The 15,693-nt window shown below is 61.5% G+C and carries 14 protein-coding genes; 3 read left to right on the plus strand and 11 right to left on the minus strand.

Going from position 1 to position 15,693, the window contains the following annotated elements:
- The first annotated feature begins 12 nt into the window (after positions 1-12).
- Positions 13-1,866 carry a serine aminopeptidase domain-containing protein gene (locus tag HGP14_RS20570; protein ID WP_246704517.1) on the plus strand — a complete coding sequence of 618 codons (1,854 nt, stop codon included), beginning with the start codon at positions 13-15 and terminating at the stop codon, positions 1,864-1,866.
- On the opposite strand, the gene HGP14_RS20575 is transcribed toward HGP14_RS20570, so the two are convergent.
- From HGP14_RS20575 to epmA, 7 genes are all read right to left on the minus strand, one after another.
- Positions 1,829-4,297 (minus strand): beta-mannosidase, encoded by a 2,469-nt coding sequence (locus HGP14_RS20575; protein WP_168831746.1) that lies wholly within the window; start codon positions 4,295-4,297, stop codon positions 1,829-1,831. The two genes, HGP14_RS20570 and HGP14_RS20575, sit on opposite strands and share 38 nt — an antisense overlap.
- A 16-nt stretch (positions 4,298-4,313) precedes the next feature.
- Complete coding sequence (locus tag HGP14_RS20580; protein WP_246704518.1) at positions 4,314-5,276, minus strand: DUF1839 family protein; 963 nt, start codon at positions 5,274-5,276, stop codon at positions 4,314-4,316.
- Positions 5,277-5,284: 8 nt separating this feature from the next.
- Entirely contained in the window at positions 5,285-6,193 is a 909-nt protein-coding gene (locus tag HGP14_RS20585) for an amino acid--[acyl-carrier-protein] ligase (protein ID WP_168831747.1), read from the minus strand.
- Between the two features lie 5 nt (positions 6,194-6,198).
- Positions 6,199-7,380: an acyl-CoA dehydrogenase family protein gene (locus HGP14_RS20590; RefSeq protein ID WP_168831748.1), complete on the minus strand. Its 1,182-nt coding sequence runs from the start codon at positions 7,378-7,380 to the stop codon at positions 6,199-6,201.
- Complete coding sequence (locus HGP14_RS20595; RefSeq protein ID WP_168831749.1) at positions 7,380-7,631, minus strand: acyl carrier protein; 252 nt, start codon at positions 7,629-7,631, stop codon at positions 7,380-7,382. The genes HGP14_RS20590 and HGP14_RS20595 overlap by 1 nt, the downstream gene beginning before the upstream one ends.
- A 268-nt stretch (positions 7,632-7,899) precedes the next feature.
- Positions 7,900-8,952, minus strand: coding sequence for a lysine-2,3-aminomutase-like protein (locus HGP14_RS20600; RefSeq protein WP_168831750.1), 1,053 nt, complete (start codon positions 8,950-8,952; stop codon positions 7,900-7,902).
- Entirely contained in the window at positions 8,949-10,013 is a 1,065-nt protein-coding gene (epmA, locus tag HGP14_RS20605; RefSeq protein WP_168831751.1) for an EF-P lysine aminoacylase EpmA, read from the minus strand. The genes HGP14_RS20600 and epmA overlap by 4 nt, the downstream gene beginning before the upstream one ends.
- 152 nt (positions 10,014-10,165) lie before the next feature.
- On the opposite strand from epmA, the gene efp reads away from it, so the two are divergent.
- Positions 10,166-10,735 (plus strand): elongation factor P, encoded by a 570-nt coding sequence (gene efp, locus HGP14_RS20610; protein WP_168831752.1) that lies wholly within the window; start codon positions 10,166-10,168, stop codon positions 10,733-10,735.
- A gap of 147 nt (positions 10,736-10,882) precedes the next feature.
- Positions 10,883-11,917, plus strand: coding sequence for a MerR family transcriptional regulator (locus HGP14_RS20615; RefSeq protein ID WP_168831753.1), 1,035 nt, complete (start codon positions 10,883-10,885; stop codon positions 11,915-11,917).
- Positions 11,918-11,950: 33 nt separating this feature from the next.
- Here the strand turns inward: HGP14_RS20615 and HGP14_RS20620 are convergent, their stop codons facing one another.
- The 4 genes from HGP14_RS20620 to HGP14_RS20635 are packed head-to-tail and all read right to left on the minus strand — an operon-like array spanning position 11,951 to position 15,634.
- Positions 11,951-12,679 (minus strand): SIS domain-containing protein, encoded by a 729-nt coding sequence (locus tag HGP14_RS20620; RefSeq protein WP_168831754.1) that lies wholly within the window; start codon positions 12,677-12,679, stop codon positions 11,951-11,953.
- A 2-nt stretch (positions 12,680-12,681) separates the two neighbouring features.
- Positions 12,682-13,833 carry an N-acetylglucosamine-6-phosphate deacetylase gene (gene nagA, locus HGP14_RS20625; RefSeq protein WP_168831755.1) on the minus strand — a complete coding sequence of 384 codons (1,152 nt, stop codon included), beginning with the start codon at positions 13,831-13,833 and terminating at the stop codon, positions 12,682-12,684.
- On the minus strand, positions 13,833-14,864 hold the full coding sequence (locus tag HGP14_RS20630; RefSeq protein WP_168831756.1) for an SIS domain-containing protein: 1,032 nt from the start codon (positions 14,862-14,864) through the stop codon (positions 13,833-13,835). The genes nagA and HGP14_RS20630 overlap by 1 nt, the downstream gene beginning before the upstream one ends.
- Positions 14,861-15,634: a GntR family transcriptional regulator gene (locus HGP14_RS20635; RefSeq protein ID WP_168831757.1), complete on the minus strand. Its 774-nt coding sequence runs from the start codon at positions 15,632-15,634 to the stop codon at positions 14,861-14,863. The genes HGP14_RS20630 and HGP14_RS20635 overlap by 4 nt, the downstream gene beginning before the upstream one ends.
- Positions 15,635-15,693 lie beyond the last annotated feature (59 nt).

Consider the following 15,693-nt stretch of genomic DNA (forward strand, 5'->3'; position numbering starts at 1 on the left):
AGGGATATGACGATGAATTTCAATGAGCAAAATCCCTCCAATACCCACCTTGCCGTGTTCGCAGCCGAGCCGGTGACCTTTGCCGGCACGATCGGCCTTTACACTCCTGCCAGACAGGCCGCCCGCAAGGCCACCGCCGTTCTCTTCGTCAGCCCTTGGGGTTTCGAGGAGATGTGCACCCGCAAGTTTTTCCGCATCCTGGCGGAAGGGTTTGCCGAAGCTGGGGTCGCGAACCTGCGGTTCGACTATGCGGGAACCGGCGATGCACTGGATGTGACGGACCATAGCCGCGGCATGGCCGTGTGGCTCGAAACGGCAGAGCAGGCTGCGTCCCAGCTGAAGTCGCTTTCCCGCTGCGACAGCATCATTCTTGTAAGCCAGGGTCTCGGCAGCGCGGTCGCTCTCGAGCTCGCGCAAAGGCTCGGCGGCGTCGACGGCGTTGCATTGATGGCTCCGGCGATCTCGGGCCGGCTCTATCTGCGTGAGCTCTCGGTCTGGTCGAAGATGATCGACGATGGAATGGGCGTTCCCGAGAGCCAGCGCGAAACGCAGGGAGTATCGATTGCCGGCCTTCGCATGCCGGAGGAGATCGCGGCCGAGGTTCGAAAGCTCAACCTCATGAACCTCGCGAAGGTCGAGGCCGCGAACTGCCTCGTGCTCACGCGCCCGAACCGTTCCGCCGACGAGGATTTTGCCGCTCATATAAGAGAACTGCAGCCGGCCACACGGGAAGTCGTCTATCGCGGCTATGACGAACTCGTCTTCAATCCGACGATCGCAACGATGCCCGCCGAGACCGGCGATGCTCTTGTCGAATGGGTTGAATCGATCTCCAAGCCGATTGCCGGCGCGTCGAAGCTACCGCAGCGCCCGGCCCCAGTGCCGCTGGCGACCGCCGAATTCCGCGAGATGCCGCTGCGCTTCGGCAAGGCCAACGAACTCTACGGCATCCTGTGCGAGCCAACGGCTCCGCGGCGCGGTGCAACAGCAATCATCCTGACGACCGCTTACGACCGGACTGCGGGCTGGGGCCGCACCTCCGTGAAAATGGCACGCGAACTTGCCCGCGACGGCATCCCCTCGCTGCGCTTCGACAACGCGAATGTTGCCGATAGTCCTCCCACTCCGGGCGCGCCGGAGCAGGTGCTTTATTTCAAGGGCCAGAACGATGAAATCACTGCGGCTCTTGATCTCCTCGAATCATGCAAACTGCTGCCGGCCGTGCTCGTCGGCCGTTGCAGCGGCGGCTATCTCGCTTTCCAGGCAAGCCTTTCGGACAAACGCTCCCGTGGTCTCGTTGCCGCCAACCCCTATGTCCTTCACTGGGACGGCAGCCTCACGGTCGATGCGTCGCTCCGCCACGTGCCGCGTTCGCTTGAAACATATGGCCTAAAGCTGCTGCAGCTTGAGACCTTGAGGCGGTTGCTGCGCGGCGACATCGACGGCCCACGGGCAATCAAGAATTTCACGACGTCTGTCATACGGCGGGCGATCCGTCACAGCCGCCCCCTCTTGGATTTCTTGCCTTTCCGCTCCCCAGAGAGGAATGCGATTCTCGAGCTTTTCCAGTCCCTGAAAGCCCGCAAGGTCGATGTATCGCTGATCTATACCGCCCGTGATACCGGACTTGAGCAGTTCAATGATCACTTTGGCAAGGAAGGCTCGCATCTGAAGCGCTACAGCAACGTGCGGCTGAGCATCATACCGGAAGCCGATCATAATCTCACCCAAGCGCACGCACAGACCTTCTACCTGCAGGAAGTCCGCTCCGTGTCGCTGAAGGTCGGCACACGCCAGACGGCGCCAAAAGAGGAACGCGGCCGCGCTGTCATATCGCGAAAATACGCGAACTCCCCAACGTCCTGATTTCGCCGGATGGTGCCTCACCATCCGTTGCACTCGCAAGCGCATGCAATCTGACGCGCTTGACCATGCCTGGCGCTAGGTGAAACCAGTCATCGGCGGCGCGATAGTGCGGCACATCGAGGTGCACGGACTGCGCAAAATGATCGGCCTGCAGTTCAAGTATCCAATGGCCGCCCTCCACTACCGCCCTCGCCTCGACGGTCGCGTCATGGAACGCCTTTGATCGTCCGAGCGGAAAGTGGAAGGCGTCGGCAAGCAGGCCGTCAGCCGAGCGCAACCGTGCTACGGTCACGTCATGCGACGGCGGACCGAAACGAAAGGCGTAGGTCGTATCGAAGAAAGCACCGAAGAGGTCGGTTGCCGGAATCCTTTCGTTCGACCTCGGCGCAAGGTTCATCGCGCGGCTACCGCCGACAGCCCTCTGCTTGCCGTCCCGCAGGCAGACGACTTCGAGCTCGACCTCCAAGGTTCCGCGGGTTTCATTGATGACATGGATGTCGAGGCCGTTCGTGCCCTCATCGGTCAACAGCACCTGGACCGGACGGAAGGCCCGGCGCATGGCATACCACACCGGCTTGGGCTCTCCGGTGGAATCGATGACGCCCCAACCGGCTCCGGGCAGCAGATCTTGCAGCGTCCAGACAAGCGCGCCGTTGCAGCTGGAAGCCTTGCGCCGCCACTCGGCGAAGGTCTCCGTCAGCACCTCACCTGTGACGGCCCGGGACAGATCGAGATAGCCCTCCGAATTTTCGCGGCGCAACGCTGCCGGATCGGCGTCGTAAAGTTCCTTCAGATAGAAATCGCGGACATCCTCGAAATCCCAGGAGGCGCCGCGGTCTCGCGGAACACGGGCCTTCCATAGCGGACTATGGACCGCCGGAACATCCAGATGCCGTTGCAGCGTCTTCTGTTGCGGCACATGCGCGAAGGCGAGGCTTTCGGCGGCAAAGCGGATATCGGCACGTCGCGCATCTTCCAGCGGACGCATATAGGCGCCGACGCCGTAATAATGCGTCACACCGGCATTCGGCGAGAACGGCATCGGGCCACCACAGGGCGAGTTCGGCACGTAAGGAACGTCCGGTCGCATGCGCCCCGCGATCGCCGGGATGACGTCCTCCGTGAGCGGCCCATTCCAGAATTCCCGCGGCAGTCCAAGCATCGCCGCCTGCTGGTAGATCTCGCTGCCGCCGCAAAGGACCGCCAGAGACGGGCAAGCCTGGACGCTATGAAGAAACTGCTCGACCTCTGCATGGACATGGCTGGTGAACGCCTTGTCGTTTCGCGGATAGTCGAAATTCGCGAACATGAAGTCCTGCCACACGAGGATGCCGAGTTCGTCGCAAAGCTCGAAGAACTCAGGCGTTTCGTATGTCATCGTCCCGCCGATGCGGATCATGTTCATGCCGGCGTCGGCGGCGAGACGCAGGAAGGGTTCGTAGTCTGCCCGCGTGCCCGGTAGGCGCACGATATCAGCCGTCGTCCAGACCGCACCTCGGCAGAAGACGGGCTCGCCATTCACCAGCAGGCCGAAACCCTCGCCATCGGCACCCCGATCGATTTCGATACACCGGAAGCCGGTCTTTCCGAGCGGATACTCAACGCCGTCTGAAACAAGCGTCAGCTCGTAAAGATGCGGAGTGCCATGCGTATGCGGCCACCACCGCTGAACTTCCGGCAACTTGATGATCGCCGAATAGTGGTTGTCACCGACTTTCTCGAAGCCCTGCTCGACCCCGCCGCAGCGAAGCAGCATCACGGGGTCTTCCGCATCCGTGTGCAGCGACACGCTGAGTCGGCCAATTCCGCTCTCTTCCAGCACGGCCCGGATCGAAACATTGTCGATCGAAACCGCGTTGCGGCGGACGAGCGTAATCGGCCTCCATGGACCGACGGCATGAATTTCTGGGCACCAGCCAGGCATATGGCCGAGCAGTGTCGTGCGAAAATTCTTGAGGCCTTGTGGCGTGATCATCTGCGGACGCCAGCGAGCGCGAGCGCCAGAATCGGCCAGATGAGGACCGAGCGCGCGGAAGCAGAGGGCCAGATCATCGCCGCCCGCCAGCGTGACCGGGATTTCATGGGCGGTGAACATGCTCTCGGAAGAGAGGATTTCTTGGCCGTTCAGAAAGACATGGCAGAGCGTCGCAAGCCCATCGAAACGAAGAATGGCATCACCGGGCTCGGCGTCGAAGAGCCTGCAGACGTACCAGGCATCTTTCGTCTCCAGGGATTCGGGATTTTCGCGATCAAAGAGACCGGCGCGCTCCAGCGCTTCGGCCACGGTTCCCGGAACGGGCGCGGCAATGAACTGGGAAGACGGCGGAATGTCGCGCGGAGTTGCGCACGCCCCAGGTTCCGTCAGAACCAAATTCCAACCTTCGGTGAGCGGGGCCTCTTCCGCGCCCACGCTCGCCAATCGCCCCCGCATGCTCAAGCCCCCGGTATCAAAGCCGCTCGGAAATCGAAGTCATCATGGAATCCCATGCATCCGCCGCGGGATCAAGTGCCGTCTGCAACGGCTCGAACTTTCTGCGCGTCACTGCGCGAGCCAGCTGGAACTGCACAGACTTCGCCACTTCGGAAATCCGCCGCGCATCTTCCTCCGCCCTGGTGAATTTTCCCGACGACAGCCAGGCAAGATGGTCCGCGGCCAGCTCGAAATTGGCGCCGAACTGGCGCAGCGTGTTGAAGGCATACTTGTGGAAGAAACCGAAGGGGCGATCAGCGATAGCCTCCACCTGCTGCGGAAACTGCTTGGCGAAAGCGCGGATTGGATTTTCAGCCGGCCGGCGCGAAAAATGCACTTTGAAAAGCCGGTCCGACACGTCGCGGATATGCTTCTCGCCAGAAAATCTCTCCGGAAATTTCGCGAATTCGGTATAGGGCAGGAAAGGCGGATTTTCCCTTTCCAGATGCATCTGGAAGAGGCCGTCGAAATCTTCCCCCTCAAGCTGAAAATAGCCGGCGTTGTGGAAATACTCGACCCGCTTGCCCGCCACATCCAGACGGTTGATCGCAACCGTCGTCTTGCCGTGCTCGCTACGATACGCCGTGCCCTGCGTGTCGGGCATATAAAACGAATCCATCTCGATCAGGCAGAGACGGCCGCGCGCAATCTGCGTTTCGACGTGACGCTCAACGCGATCAAAGATCGCAAGTTCGCTGACGCGAATGCCGTAAAGCGCCTCGAGGTCTTCGAGCGGCACCTTGAAGAAGGTGAACTGATCCCCTTCGAAATCCTGCGTCAGCGTAAAGCCCAGTATCGCTTCCGGCGGCAGCCCGAGCGTATTCAGGACTTCGATCCAGAGATCGGCATAACAGTTGGTTTCAGGCCACATGCGCTCGCTGGAATGGAGCGCATGCTGGCGGTAGCCATCGGGACGGACGGCCGGGAAGACGGATGACATCGAACGACTCAGCCCCAGAGCGCCTTGCGCACGCTGGCCGGCCATTCCTTCACGTCGAGGCCATGATGGTGGAAGAGCGCAAGCGCGATGCGCTCGAGGCCGAAGCCGACGCAGGCCGTATGCGCGACGCTGCCGTCTTCGAGATTGAGACCCCACTTCTGGCCGAAGGAGTCCTGATGATAGTTGAAGCTCATGCAGGCGGTCGGTTTGGCCGTCGAGGTGATCGGGATCAAGAGCTCGAACTTCAGGTTCTGGTCGCGCTGGTTGTTGACCATCATCTTGCCGGCGCGGCCGAAGAACGGGTCGTTGGCGACATCGATGATGACCTCGAGGCCGACCTGTTTCATCATCTCGACGCCGCGGTCCATCCAGCGCTGGCGGAATTCGGTGACGTGGCCTTCCGTGCCCATGCAGACATATTCGCGCATGCGGAAGAGTTGCTGGCGGGCCGGATCTTTCGAGGGCTCATGGCGGAAGCAATAGGATTGCAGGTCGAAGAGACCGCCCTTGGCCGGCAGGTTGCCGCGCTTGGCGATCGTCGGATAAAGCGGATAGCAGGCCGCCGGCGTCAGCACGATCTCGGTCGCTTCCTGGCCCTTCGTCCAGTCGTCTCCGACTTCCATGCACTGCAGCAGGCTCATGTGATCGAGTTCGCTGCCGCAGAAGCTGTGCACCGTCCCTGCGAGCTGCGGGAAGCTCTTCATGTAGCCGCTCTTTTCAAAAATCGCGCGGTTCATGCCGGGCGGGAAACGCATGGCTTCCGCGCCATCGGCGCCGCCGAATTTATCGATCAGGCGCTCGAAGGCGGTGATCACGTCTTCGAACTGGCCGCTGCGGCCGTAAAGCCCGTCAACGCCGGTATCAATCAGCAGGCCGGATTCGAAAAGCCGGTCCAGAAACGAGGTCTGCATATCCATGTGAGTCACCCCAGTAGGCTAGTGTCCTGCTTGTGGACGAGAAGCATGCTCGACGTGTTGCCGAGGATGCGGTCATTCGAGATCATCAGCTGCGCGGAATGGGCGTCGCGCAGATGGCGGCCGACGCTGAAGGGCGTGCCATTCTTGTAGCCCATGATGCCGCAGATCAGCATGACGTGGTTGACGATCTCAAGGATCGTTTCCGACGAGGCGATCTTCACGTTGTTCATGGCGACCGCAAAGCCCATCGACGACAACTTGTCGGGATCGGTCTTGGCGTCTTCATAGGCCTTGAGGCCGGCAACGACGTTCGACTTCACCATCTGCAGCAGGTTGGAAACTTCTGCGAGACGCAGCGCCCCCGGCGGCGGAGCACCCGGAGATTTCCGCGCCGCGGCGCGGACGAAAGCCTGCGCGCGAGAGACGGCATCGACAGCAATGCCATACCAGACCCCGCTCCAGAGGAGATGCGAAGAAGCAAGCATCGACTGCGCGGCGATTTCCGCAAAAGGCTTCGGCAGGATCTGAACAGCAGGCGCCTCGCCCTTGAACAGGAAGCCATCGGAGCAGGTGCCGCGCATGCCGAGCGTATTCCAGACATGCGTGCGCTCGAGCGTGTACTGGTCCTTCAAGAACGCAGTCAAAACCTGATCCGAGGATGCGGCCTCCGGATGGCTGCGCGAGGTGATCAGGATCGCGTCGGCATGCGAGCCGTAGGAAATGACCGTTGCGTCCTTTTCGAGGCGGCAGGTGTCACCGTCGACTTCGATAGCGCAGATGCTGTTGCGCAGATTGCCGCCGATACCACCTTCCGTCGTTGCCGAGGCGATCAGCAGCTGTTCTGTCGCGATGCGCTGCATGAAGCTCGCGTGCCATGCGCTCTCGACCCCGTGCTCGACGAGGCTTGAAAGCTTGATGTGATGCATGGCGAATACCATGGCGCTCGCGGCGCAGGCCTGGCCAAGAATGGAGCAGAGTTCGGCGATTTCCGTTGTCGTCGCACCCTCGCCGTCCAGGTGGCGGGGAACCTGAATGCCGAGCAAGCGTTCGGCCTTCATCGCATCGACCGCTTCGCGCGGGAAACGGCCTTCGGCGTCGACGATATCGGCGTATTTGGCCGCAATCTCGGCGACGCGCACGGCTCTCGCCGCGAAGCTTTCTTCCTTGATCTTGACCTGGAAGTTCATCACGCGACCTTCCGGCTATCCTTGATCAGATCGACCGTCTTTTCGATGGCGGAGATGCTGGCAAAGGATTTGCGGTTCAGGAGATTGTCGGGAAATTCGATATCGAAGGCTTCTTCGATGCCGAGCATGAGCTGCACAGAGGCAAAGGAAGTAAGACCGGCCGCGTAAAGATCGGCATCGTCGGCAACCTGGTCGATGGAAACAGGAAGCTTGCCAAATTTGGCTAGCAGTTCGCGGATTGTCTTGTTCATCCTTAAAACCTCCAAGATTGTCATGATCCCGAGCCGGCGAGGACTCGCCTTCATCATGGGCATTCTCTTAGGCCGGAAAACAAAACATTCCGCTAATTGGTCTGGTTAAATATGAGGAAGATTCGCGCTTAAAATTGTAGCAAGCACTTGGCGGCGATGGCTTTTATTTTTTGATCTACAGATACTTAGCTTTAGCTCCTGCCGTAGACGACGAGATTCCGTTGCGAGCTGAAAGTACGGAAATGATACGTTTCCGTCTCGAATCTTGCTATTCGGCGGGCGGATAGACATGCTCTCCGCCGGCGTAATCCGACACCGAAAAGCAGCCGTCCGCCGTCTTGCGGATAGAACTCTCTCCGATCACCGCCTTCCCGTAACCACCGGGGATGTCGAGGATATAGGTCGGCTGGCAAAGGCCGGAGATACGGCCGCGCAGCGAAGCGACGATCCTCTGGCCCTCTTCGATCGTCAGCCGGAAATGGCTGGTGCCAGGCGCAAGGTCGGGATGATGCAAATAGTAAGGCTTGATGCGCGTCTCGACAAAGGTCTTCATCAAATCCGCAAGAACGGCCGCATCGTCGTTGACGCCCTTCAGAAGCACGGACTGGCTGATCATGACGATTCCGGCATCGACCAGCCGTCCGCAGGCTGCGCGCGCCTCGCTCGTCATCTCGCGCGGGTGGTTGGCATGGAGGGCTATATACGTCGTCTTGCCGCTCGCCTTCAGCGATGCGATCAAGGCCGCATCGATCCTCTGCGGATCGACGACGGGCACGCGCGTGTGGAAGCGGATGATCTTCACATGATCGATGGCGGCGAGCTGGCACATGATCTCTTCGAGGCGGCGGGGCGAAAGGATCAGCGGATCGCCGCCGGTGAGGATGACTTCCCAGATTTCGGAGTGGCTGCGAATGTACTCGAAAGCCGCCTTCATTGCCGCCGGATCCAGCGTCCCGAGCCCCTGGGGGCCAACCATCTCCCGCCTGAAGCAGAAGCGGCAATAGACCGGACACACATGCACGGCCTTCAGGAGCACGCGGTCCGGATAGCGATGCACAATGCCTTCCACCGGACTGTGCGCATGATCTCCAATCGGGTCGGCGCGTTCTTCAGGGGTCATGGCAAGTTCGGCGGCATCCGGAATGAACTGACGCGCTATCGGGTCAGCCGGATCGGCGCGATCGATCAGCTTGGCAACGGTTGGCGTCAGGCCGATCGCATATCGGGCGGCGACCTCTTCCAGGGCCAACCGGTCGCGCTCGGCGATCAACCCGGCATTCGCCAGGTCATCGACGCTTTTGACCGGCCGGACGATATTCATCGGCCATACTCCGCGACAGGCGCCCAGAGCACTTGATCGATACGCGACGCACCTGTGGCGAGCATCACCAGCCGGTCGAAGCCCAGCGCGATGCCGCTGGCTTCCGGCATAATCGAAAGCGCCTCGAGGAAATCCTCGTCGATCGGGTAACGCTCGCCGTAGATGCGCGCTTTCTCGGCCATCTCGATTTCGAAGCGACGGCGCTGCTCGGTTGCATTCGTCAGTTCGCCGAAGCCGTTCGCCAGCTCGACGCCGCAGGCGTAAAGCTCGAAACGCTCGGCAACCCGTGGATCGCGGGCCGAAGGACGGGCGAGCGCTGCTTCGGATACCGGATACTCGTCAAGAATGGTCGCGCGGCCGAAGCCGAGATGCGGTTCTATCTTTTCGACGAGCACGCGGCTGAAGAGGTCCGCCCAGGCATCATCGGCCGAAACGCGCATGCCGTTCCGCCGCAGTTCGGAAGCCAGATGCTCCCGATCCGTCGACCCGTCGGTCGCGACCGAAGTAAGCAGATCGATGCCCGCATGGCGCTCGAACGCCTCGGCGACAGTGATACGCTCGGGCCCCGCGAATGGGTTGGCTTCGGCGCCCCGGTAGGTCAGCTTCGGCGTCTTGACGGTCTCGGCGGCAAGCGCCAGAAGCCGCACGCAATCCATCATCAATGTTTCGTAGCTTTCGTCGGCCCGATACCATTCCAGCATCGTGAATTCGGGATGATGGAGCGGGCCGCGCTCACGGTTTCGGTAGACATGGGCAAAGCAAGCGATGCGCTGTTCGCCCGCCGAAAGCAGCTTCTTGCAGGCAAATTCCGGCGATGTGTGCAGGTAGAAAGGCGCCGCCTGCCCGTCCGTCGTCAGAGCCTGTGTCGCAAAAGCGTGAAGATGCGCCTCATTCCCCGGCGAAACCTGCAGCGTCGCCGTATCGACCTCGATGAAATCCTCGCCTGCGAAGTAGCCGCGCACCGCCGCCTGGATCGCATTGCGCCCGATCAGGAAAGGGCGGCGATCCGCATGGACGCCGGGTGTCCACCAGGGAGACGCTTTGCCGCTCGTCAGGTTCATTCAAAGCTTTCTTCGCCGTATCGGTCAACGCGGGGGTGGCGTTTTGCCGGATTTTAGGATAGTTGCGCCCCAACGAAAAACAAATTTGCGTCTCCCGGGGATACTTCGGCAGATCCTCTACGACGCCGAATGCCGAGTTACAAGGAAGTCTTATGGTCAAGGTCATCGCCTCCTCCGTCCGCAAGGGCAACGTTCTCGACGTGGACGGCAAGCTCTACGTCGTTCTCACCGCCCAGAACTTTCACCCGGGCAAGGGCACGCCGGTCACTCAAGTTGACATGCGCCGCATCGTCGACGGCGTGAAGGTTTCCGAACGCTGGCGCACGACCGAGCAGGTCGAGCGTGCGTTCGTCGAAGACGTGAACTTCCAGTTCCTCTACGAAGACGGTGAAGGCTTCCACTTCATGAACCCGGCAACCTACGACCAGGTCGTCGTCGATGTCGACACCATGGGCGACCAGAAGGCCTACCTCCAGGAAGGCATGACCTGCATTCTGTCGATCCACGAAGGCATTCCGCTGGCGCTCGAACTGCCGCGCCATGTCACGCTCGAAATTGTCGAGACCGAGCCGGTCGTCAAGGGCCAGACGGCTTCCTCTTCTTACAAGCCGGCGATCCTTTCGAATGGCGTACGCACCCTGGTGCCGCCGCACATCGACGCAGGTACGCGCGTCGTCATCGCCACGGAAGACAACTCCTACGTTGAGCGCGCAAAGAACTGATCGCATCGGTTTTTTGGAAATTCGGACGGCCTGAAGCACCTGCTTCGGGCCGTTTTCGTTTGACGGCGGAATTCCGCGAATAACCGGTTGACCCGGCCCTTGGGACCGCCCCGATAAGGATGCGGTCAACGAACAAAGAGGTGATTCGTGAGTTACTCCGCACAGTTCCTAAGCCCGTCCGAAGCTGCCGGCAGGCTCGGCATCTCCCAAAAGGCCCTGCGCCTTTACGAACAGCGCGGCCTGATCGTGCCCGTCCGCACATCGTCGGGATGGCGCACTTATGGTCCCGCCGAGATGGCACGCGCCGCCGAAATCGTAGCCCTGCGCGCCCTCGGCCTCAGCCTGTCGCAGATCGGCCGCGTTCTGAAGGGCGATCCGCAATCGCTGGAGCCAGCCCTTGCTGCCCATCAGGCGACACTCGAAAACCGCATCGTTGAACTCGCCGGAGCCGTCGACAAGGTCCGCGCGTTGCGCGCCGACATCACCATCGGCCGCATGCCGAATGCAGGCGAGCTAGTCCGCCTGATGCAGCCGGCGCCTGCCATCGGTGTACCGTTCCGCCTGCCGTGGCCCTGGGGCGGTGAAGAATTCGAATTGCGCGAGATCCGGCCTCTGACCTTCATCACCGGCCCGCTTGGTAGCGGCAAGACCCGCCTCGCCCACGCAATTGCGGAAAACCTGCCCGATGCCCGTTTCCTCGGCCTCGACCGCCTGCAGGACGAAGCCGCAGAAGCGCACGCCCGGCTGGACGCCGATGCCGCGCTCAAGGAGCAGGTCGAGGAGATACTGCAATGGCTTGCAGAAGATGGAGCGACGATATCCCCAGCGCTGAAGGCGCTCGTCGTTGCGCTGCAGTCCGCCGCCTCGACCATCCATGTCATCGATATGGTCGAGCAGGGTTTGGAGCAGGCCTCCCAGGAAGCAGTAATTGCCTGGCTGCGCCGCCGCAGCGCCGAGGCAAAACCGCTTTTTCTAATGACCCGTTCTTCGGTGATCCTTGATCTGAACGCGATGGGACCGAAAGAGGCGATCATCCTCTGCCCGCCCAATCACAGCCCGCCGTTCTTCGTCGCGCCCTATCCGGGAACGCCGGGCTATGAGGTCGTCGCCTCCTGTCTCGCCCCGCCCGAGGTGCGCGCCCGCACCGAGGGCATGATCGCCTGGCGCCCGCAGGTCGCCTGACATGGAAAGGCCGGCAAACGCCGGCCTGTTCTCTCAGAGGTGAGGATTGCGCGGCCGGTACTTCTTGACAAGCCGTTGATTGACCTCGGCCGCACCCGGCATATTGGCGCTGAGATAAATAGGCGCATCTCCGGACTTCGAAAGTTCCGATGCCACTTCCGCGAAGATCGCATTCAAAACGGTCACACCGACGGCCGTGGAAACAGGCCCGACCTTGATGTCCGTGCCCGTGAGAGCAAGAACCGCATCGCCCGGCGGCAAGCCGTTGTCCAGCACGATATCGGCGGTATCCGCAAGCCGCCGCCGCCCGTTGGCAATCGCGCTTGAATAGGCAACCGAGGTGATTGCGATCACCTTCGCCCCGATCTCGCGTGCGTAATCCGCAGCCTCTATCGGCGCGGCGTTCACGCCCGAGTTCGAAGCAATGATGACGACATCGCCTGGCTGCACGCCGTATCGCTCCAGGACCGGCCGCACGAGGCCCTGAGTGCGCTCGTAGACTGAGCTGATGACTGCCCCCTCGTGCAGCATCGCAGAGCCGACGAGAATGGGCACCGTGAAGGCGAGCCCGCCGGCCCGATAGTGCACCTCTTCCGCCAGCATGTGCGAATGGCCGGTTCCGAACACGTAAACGCGCTTGTCGTTGCGTGCAGCATCGAGGATTGCCGCAGCCGCCTGACGCATCGGATCTTCGAGCGTGGACTTCAGTTGCCCCAGCCGCTCGATCAGGTTGGTAAAATACGCGTTGGTGATCGCCGTCATCGCTATTTCCTCTCCCCGCTGATCCAGGCCGCCGTAACTTCGATCTTGTCGGTCAGGTGGACGAGATCGGCGCGGTATCCCGGCGACAGCTGGCCATACCCTTCGAGACGCAGGAAGCGCGCCGGATAAAGCGTCGCCATGCGCAGGGCTTCGGCAAGCGTCAGGTCCAGATAGGCGACACAATAGCGGATACTGGAAGCCATATCGACGTCCGAGCCGGCAAGCGTTCCATCGGCCAGTACCACCTTGGAGCAGAAGCTGCCGCTTTCGCGATGAACGGTCCTGCCGTTCAATGTAAAACTGTCCTTGTCGGATCCGACGAGCGACATTGCATCGCTAACGAGGAAGAGCTTGCCTTCGCCGCGCTTGGCACGCAACGCCGTGCGCAGCGCCTTCGGATCGACATGATGGCCGTCGGCAATGATCCCGCACCACGTCGACGGATGATCGATCGCGGCGCCGACCAGACCGGGAGCGCGATGGCCCAACTGGCTCATGGCGTTGAAGAGATGGGTGACACCCCGCGCGCCGGCATCGAAACGCTCTTCGGCCTGCTCACTGGTGCAGTCCGAATGGCCGATGCTAACGATGACCCCGGCTTCGGCCAGTTCGCGAACCTGCGCGACCGTCACCTGCTCGGCGGCCATCGTTACAAGCAGCGTGCCGATCGCTTCGCGAGCCCTGATGAAGGCTTTGACATCCTTGTCTTCGACGGGACGCATCAGCTCGGCCAGATGGGCGCCCTTGCGAGCCGGCGCGAGATGCGGACCTTCCAGGTGAAGACCGGCGACGCCGCGATTTGTCTTGACCGCGTCCTTCGCGGCCTCGATCGCCGCCGCCGTCGCGTCTGCCGTATCGGTGATCAGTGTCGGCAACAGCGCCGTCGTGCCATAGCGACGATGTCCGTCGGCGATGATGTACATCGATTCCGGCGAAGGCTCGTCGTTCAGCATCCGCCCGCCACCGCCATTGACCTGCGCATCGATGAAACCGGCGGAAAGCACGCCACCGTCAAGCAAGATGGTTTCACCCTCGGGCAGCTCGCTGCGCGATACGATGCCCTCCACGCGGCCGTCGGCCACGATCAGCGCTTTCTCGTCGTGAAACCTCTCGCCGTCAAAAATCCGGGCGCCGGTGAAAATCTTGCGGGACATCAGATGGTCTCCGTGACCTTGAGCAGGTTCGCCGGCCTGTCGGGATCAAAGCCTTTGCGGCGCGTTACCGACTCGATCAAGCGATAGTAGACGAGAAGCGAAACCAGCGGATCGAGCAAACCGTTGCCCGTCGTCGGCACGCGCAGATTGATGCCGGGAAGCGGCTGCGCCGAGAATGGCACCGTGGTTGCGCCGAGCTTCTGCAGCCGTTCCAGCGCCTGAACGTTGTTGGCATAAGCGGCATCGTCCGGCGCGAAGGCGACGATGGGGAAACCCGGCTGGACGAGGCGCATAGGGCCATGCATCAGCTCGGCCAGCGAGAAGGCCTCGGCGTGAAGGCCGGATGTTTCCTTGGCCTTCAGGGCCGCCTCGAGCGCGATCGCAAATGCCGGGCCGCGGCCCGCTGTATAAAGCGATGTCGCATTGAAGAGCACGTCTTCAGCGGCTGCAGTATCAATACCTGCGGTCGCCGACAGCGCCTCCGGCAGCTTCTCCAGCGATGCCTGCAAATCGGCCGTGCCGGCGATTGCGGCCGTCACACCGGCGAGCGCCGCTGCCGAGGCAATGAAGGACTTCGTTGCGGCAACGCTCTTTTCTGCGCCCGCATTCAGCCCCAGCACGATGTCGGCCTGCTTGGCAAGAGGACTGTCGGTGACGTTGACAACGGCGATTGTCGTCGCGCCACCGCGCTTTGCAGCGTCCTGAAGGGCGACGATATCCGGGCTGGCCCCGGATTGCGAAACCGTGAAATGGACGCCGCCCTTTAGATGCAGGGGCGCGCCATAGACGGATGCGATCGATGGGCCGATGGAGGCGACGGGAACGCCGCAGGTGATCTCGAAAAGGTATTTGAAGAAGGTCGCGGCATGGTCGGAAGAGCCGCGTGCGGCAGTCGTAACAACGCTCGGCCTTGCCGAGGAGAAAAGCTTGGCGATTTCGGCAAAGACCGGCTTCTCCTTCTGCAGCATCGTCGCGGCGACGTCCGGCGACTGGCCCGACTCCTGCAGCATCAGCGACTGGTTCTCACTCATAGGTCATCTCCAATTCTCAATTCGGCGACGAAATCATAGGCATCGCCACGATAGTGCGAGCGGGTGTATTCAACGACGCGCTGGTCTTCCAGGCGCGAAATCCGTTCGATCAAGAGCGCCGGTGCACCGGTCTTCACGTTCAGCATCGAGGCCGAGGAAGGATCGAGCGTAACAGCTGTCAGCCGTTGCAGCGCCCGCACCGGCTTGTGCCCGCTTGCGGCCAGTGCATCGTAGAGCGATCCCTCGTCACCGGCATTGTCGTCCAGGAACTTGAGCGGCACAACGGCCCTTTCGATCGCCAGTGGCTGACCATCCGCGAGTCTGAGACGGTCGAGACGAAGAACAGGCTCCTCCTGTGCGAGTCCGAGCAGGAAAGCTTCTTCCGGCGACGGCGAAGTGATCGCACGCGACAATATCCTTGCCGCCGGCGAGCGGCCGCGCGAGCGCATATCGGCGGAGAAGGAGGAAAGACGCCAGAGCGGTTGCTCCATGCGTTCGACCTTGCTCGAAACGAACGTACCGCTGCCATGGCGAGATTCCAGCGTGCCGGAACTCATCAGATCACGATAGGCGGTTCGTACCGTCACGCGCCCGAGCTTGAGGGCTTCGGCAAGATCGCGCTCGCCGGGAAGGGCGGCACCCGGTTTAAGAAGGCCTTCCTGGATAAGGCCGGTCAGCGCCAGGGCCAACCGCTTGTAAAGCGGGCCAGTCATCGCCTCGTCGCGCAGACCGCGGGCATTGAGCTCCGTCACCAGACTGGTTCTATCCATAAGCCGATAATAGAACCTGTTTAGGACCAATTTTCAAGATAATTCTAGACCAGGAAAGC

This window comes from Rhizobium sp. P32RR-XVIII (assembly GCF_012641395.1).
Classification (GTDB): Bacteria; Pseudomonadota; Alphaproteobacteria; order Rhizobiales; family Rhizobiaceae; genus Rhizobium.

Coding starts and splice junctions, on each gene's coding strand:
- HGP14_RS20580 (WP_246704518.1), bottom strand. CDS start 5,276: ATGTCATCCGTCTTCCCGGCCGTCCGTCCCGATGGCTACCGCCAGCAT.
- epmA (WP_168831751.1), bottom strand. CDS start 10,013: ATGAACCTGACGAGCGGCAAAGCGTCTCCCTGGTGGACACCCGGCGTC.
- HGP14_RS20620 (WP_168831754.1), bottom strand. CDS start 12,679: ATGACGGCGATCACCAACGCGTATTTTACCAACCTGATCGAGCGGCTG.
- HGP14_RS20575 (WP_168831746.1), bottom strand. CDS start 4,297: ATGCGGGGGCGATTGGCGAGCGTGGGCGCGGAAGAGGCCCCGCTCACC.
- HGP14_RS20595 (WP_168831749.1), bottom strand. CDS start 7,631: ATGAACAAGACAATCCGCGAACTGCTAGCCAAATTTGGCAAGCTTCCT.
- HGP14_RS20600 (WP_168831750.1), bottom strand. CDS start 8,952: ATGAATATCGTCCGGCCGGTCAAAAGCGTCGATGACCTGGCGAATGCC.
- efp (WP_168831752.1), top strand. CDS start 10,166: ATGGTCAAGGTCATCGCCTCCTCCGTCCGCAAGGGCAACGTTCTCGAC.
- HGP14_RS20590 (WP_168831748.1), bottom strand. CDS start 7,380: ATGAACTTCCAGGTCAAGATCAAGGAAGAAAGCTTCGCGGCGAGAGCC.
- HGP14_RS20635 (WP_168831757.1), bottom strand. CDS start 15,634: ATGGATAGAACCAGTCTGGTGACGGAGCTCAATGCCCGCGGTCTGCGC.
- HGP14_RS20630 (WP_168831756.1), bottom strand. CDS start 14,864: ATGAGTGAGAACCAGTCGCTGATGCTGCAGGAGTCGGGCCAGTCGCCG.
- HGP14_RS20585 (WP_168831747.1), bottom strand. CDS start 6,193: ATGGATATGCAGACCTCGTTTCTGGACCGGCTTTTCGAATCCGGCCTG.
- nagA (WP_168831755.1), bottom strand. CDS start 13,833: ATGTCCCGCAAGATTTTCACCGGCGCCCGGATTTTTGACGGCGAGAGG.
- HGP14_RS20570 (WP_246704517.1), top strand. CDS start 13: ATGAATTTCAATGAGCAAAATCCCTCCAATACCCACCTTGCCGTGTTC.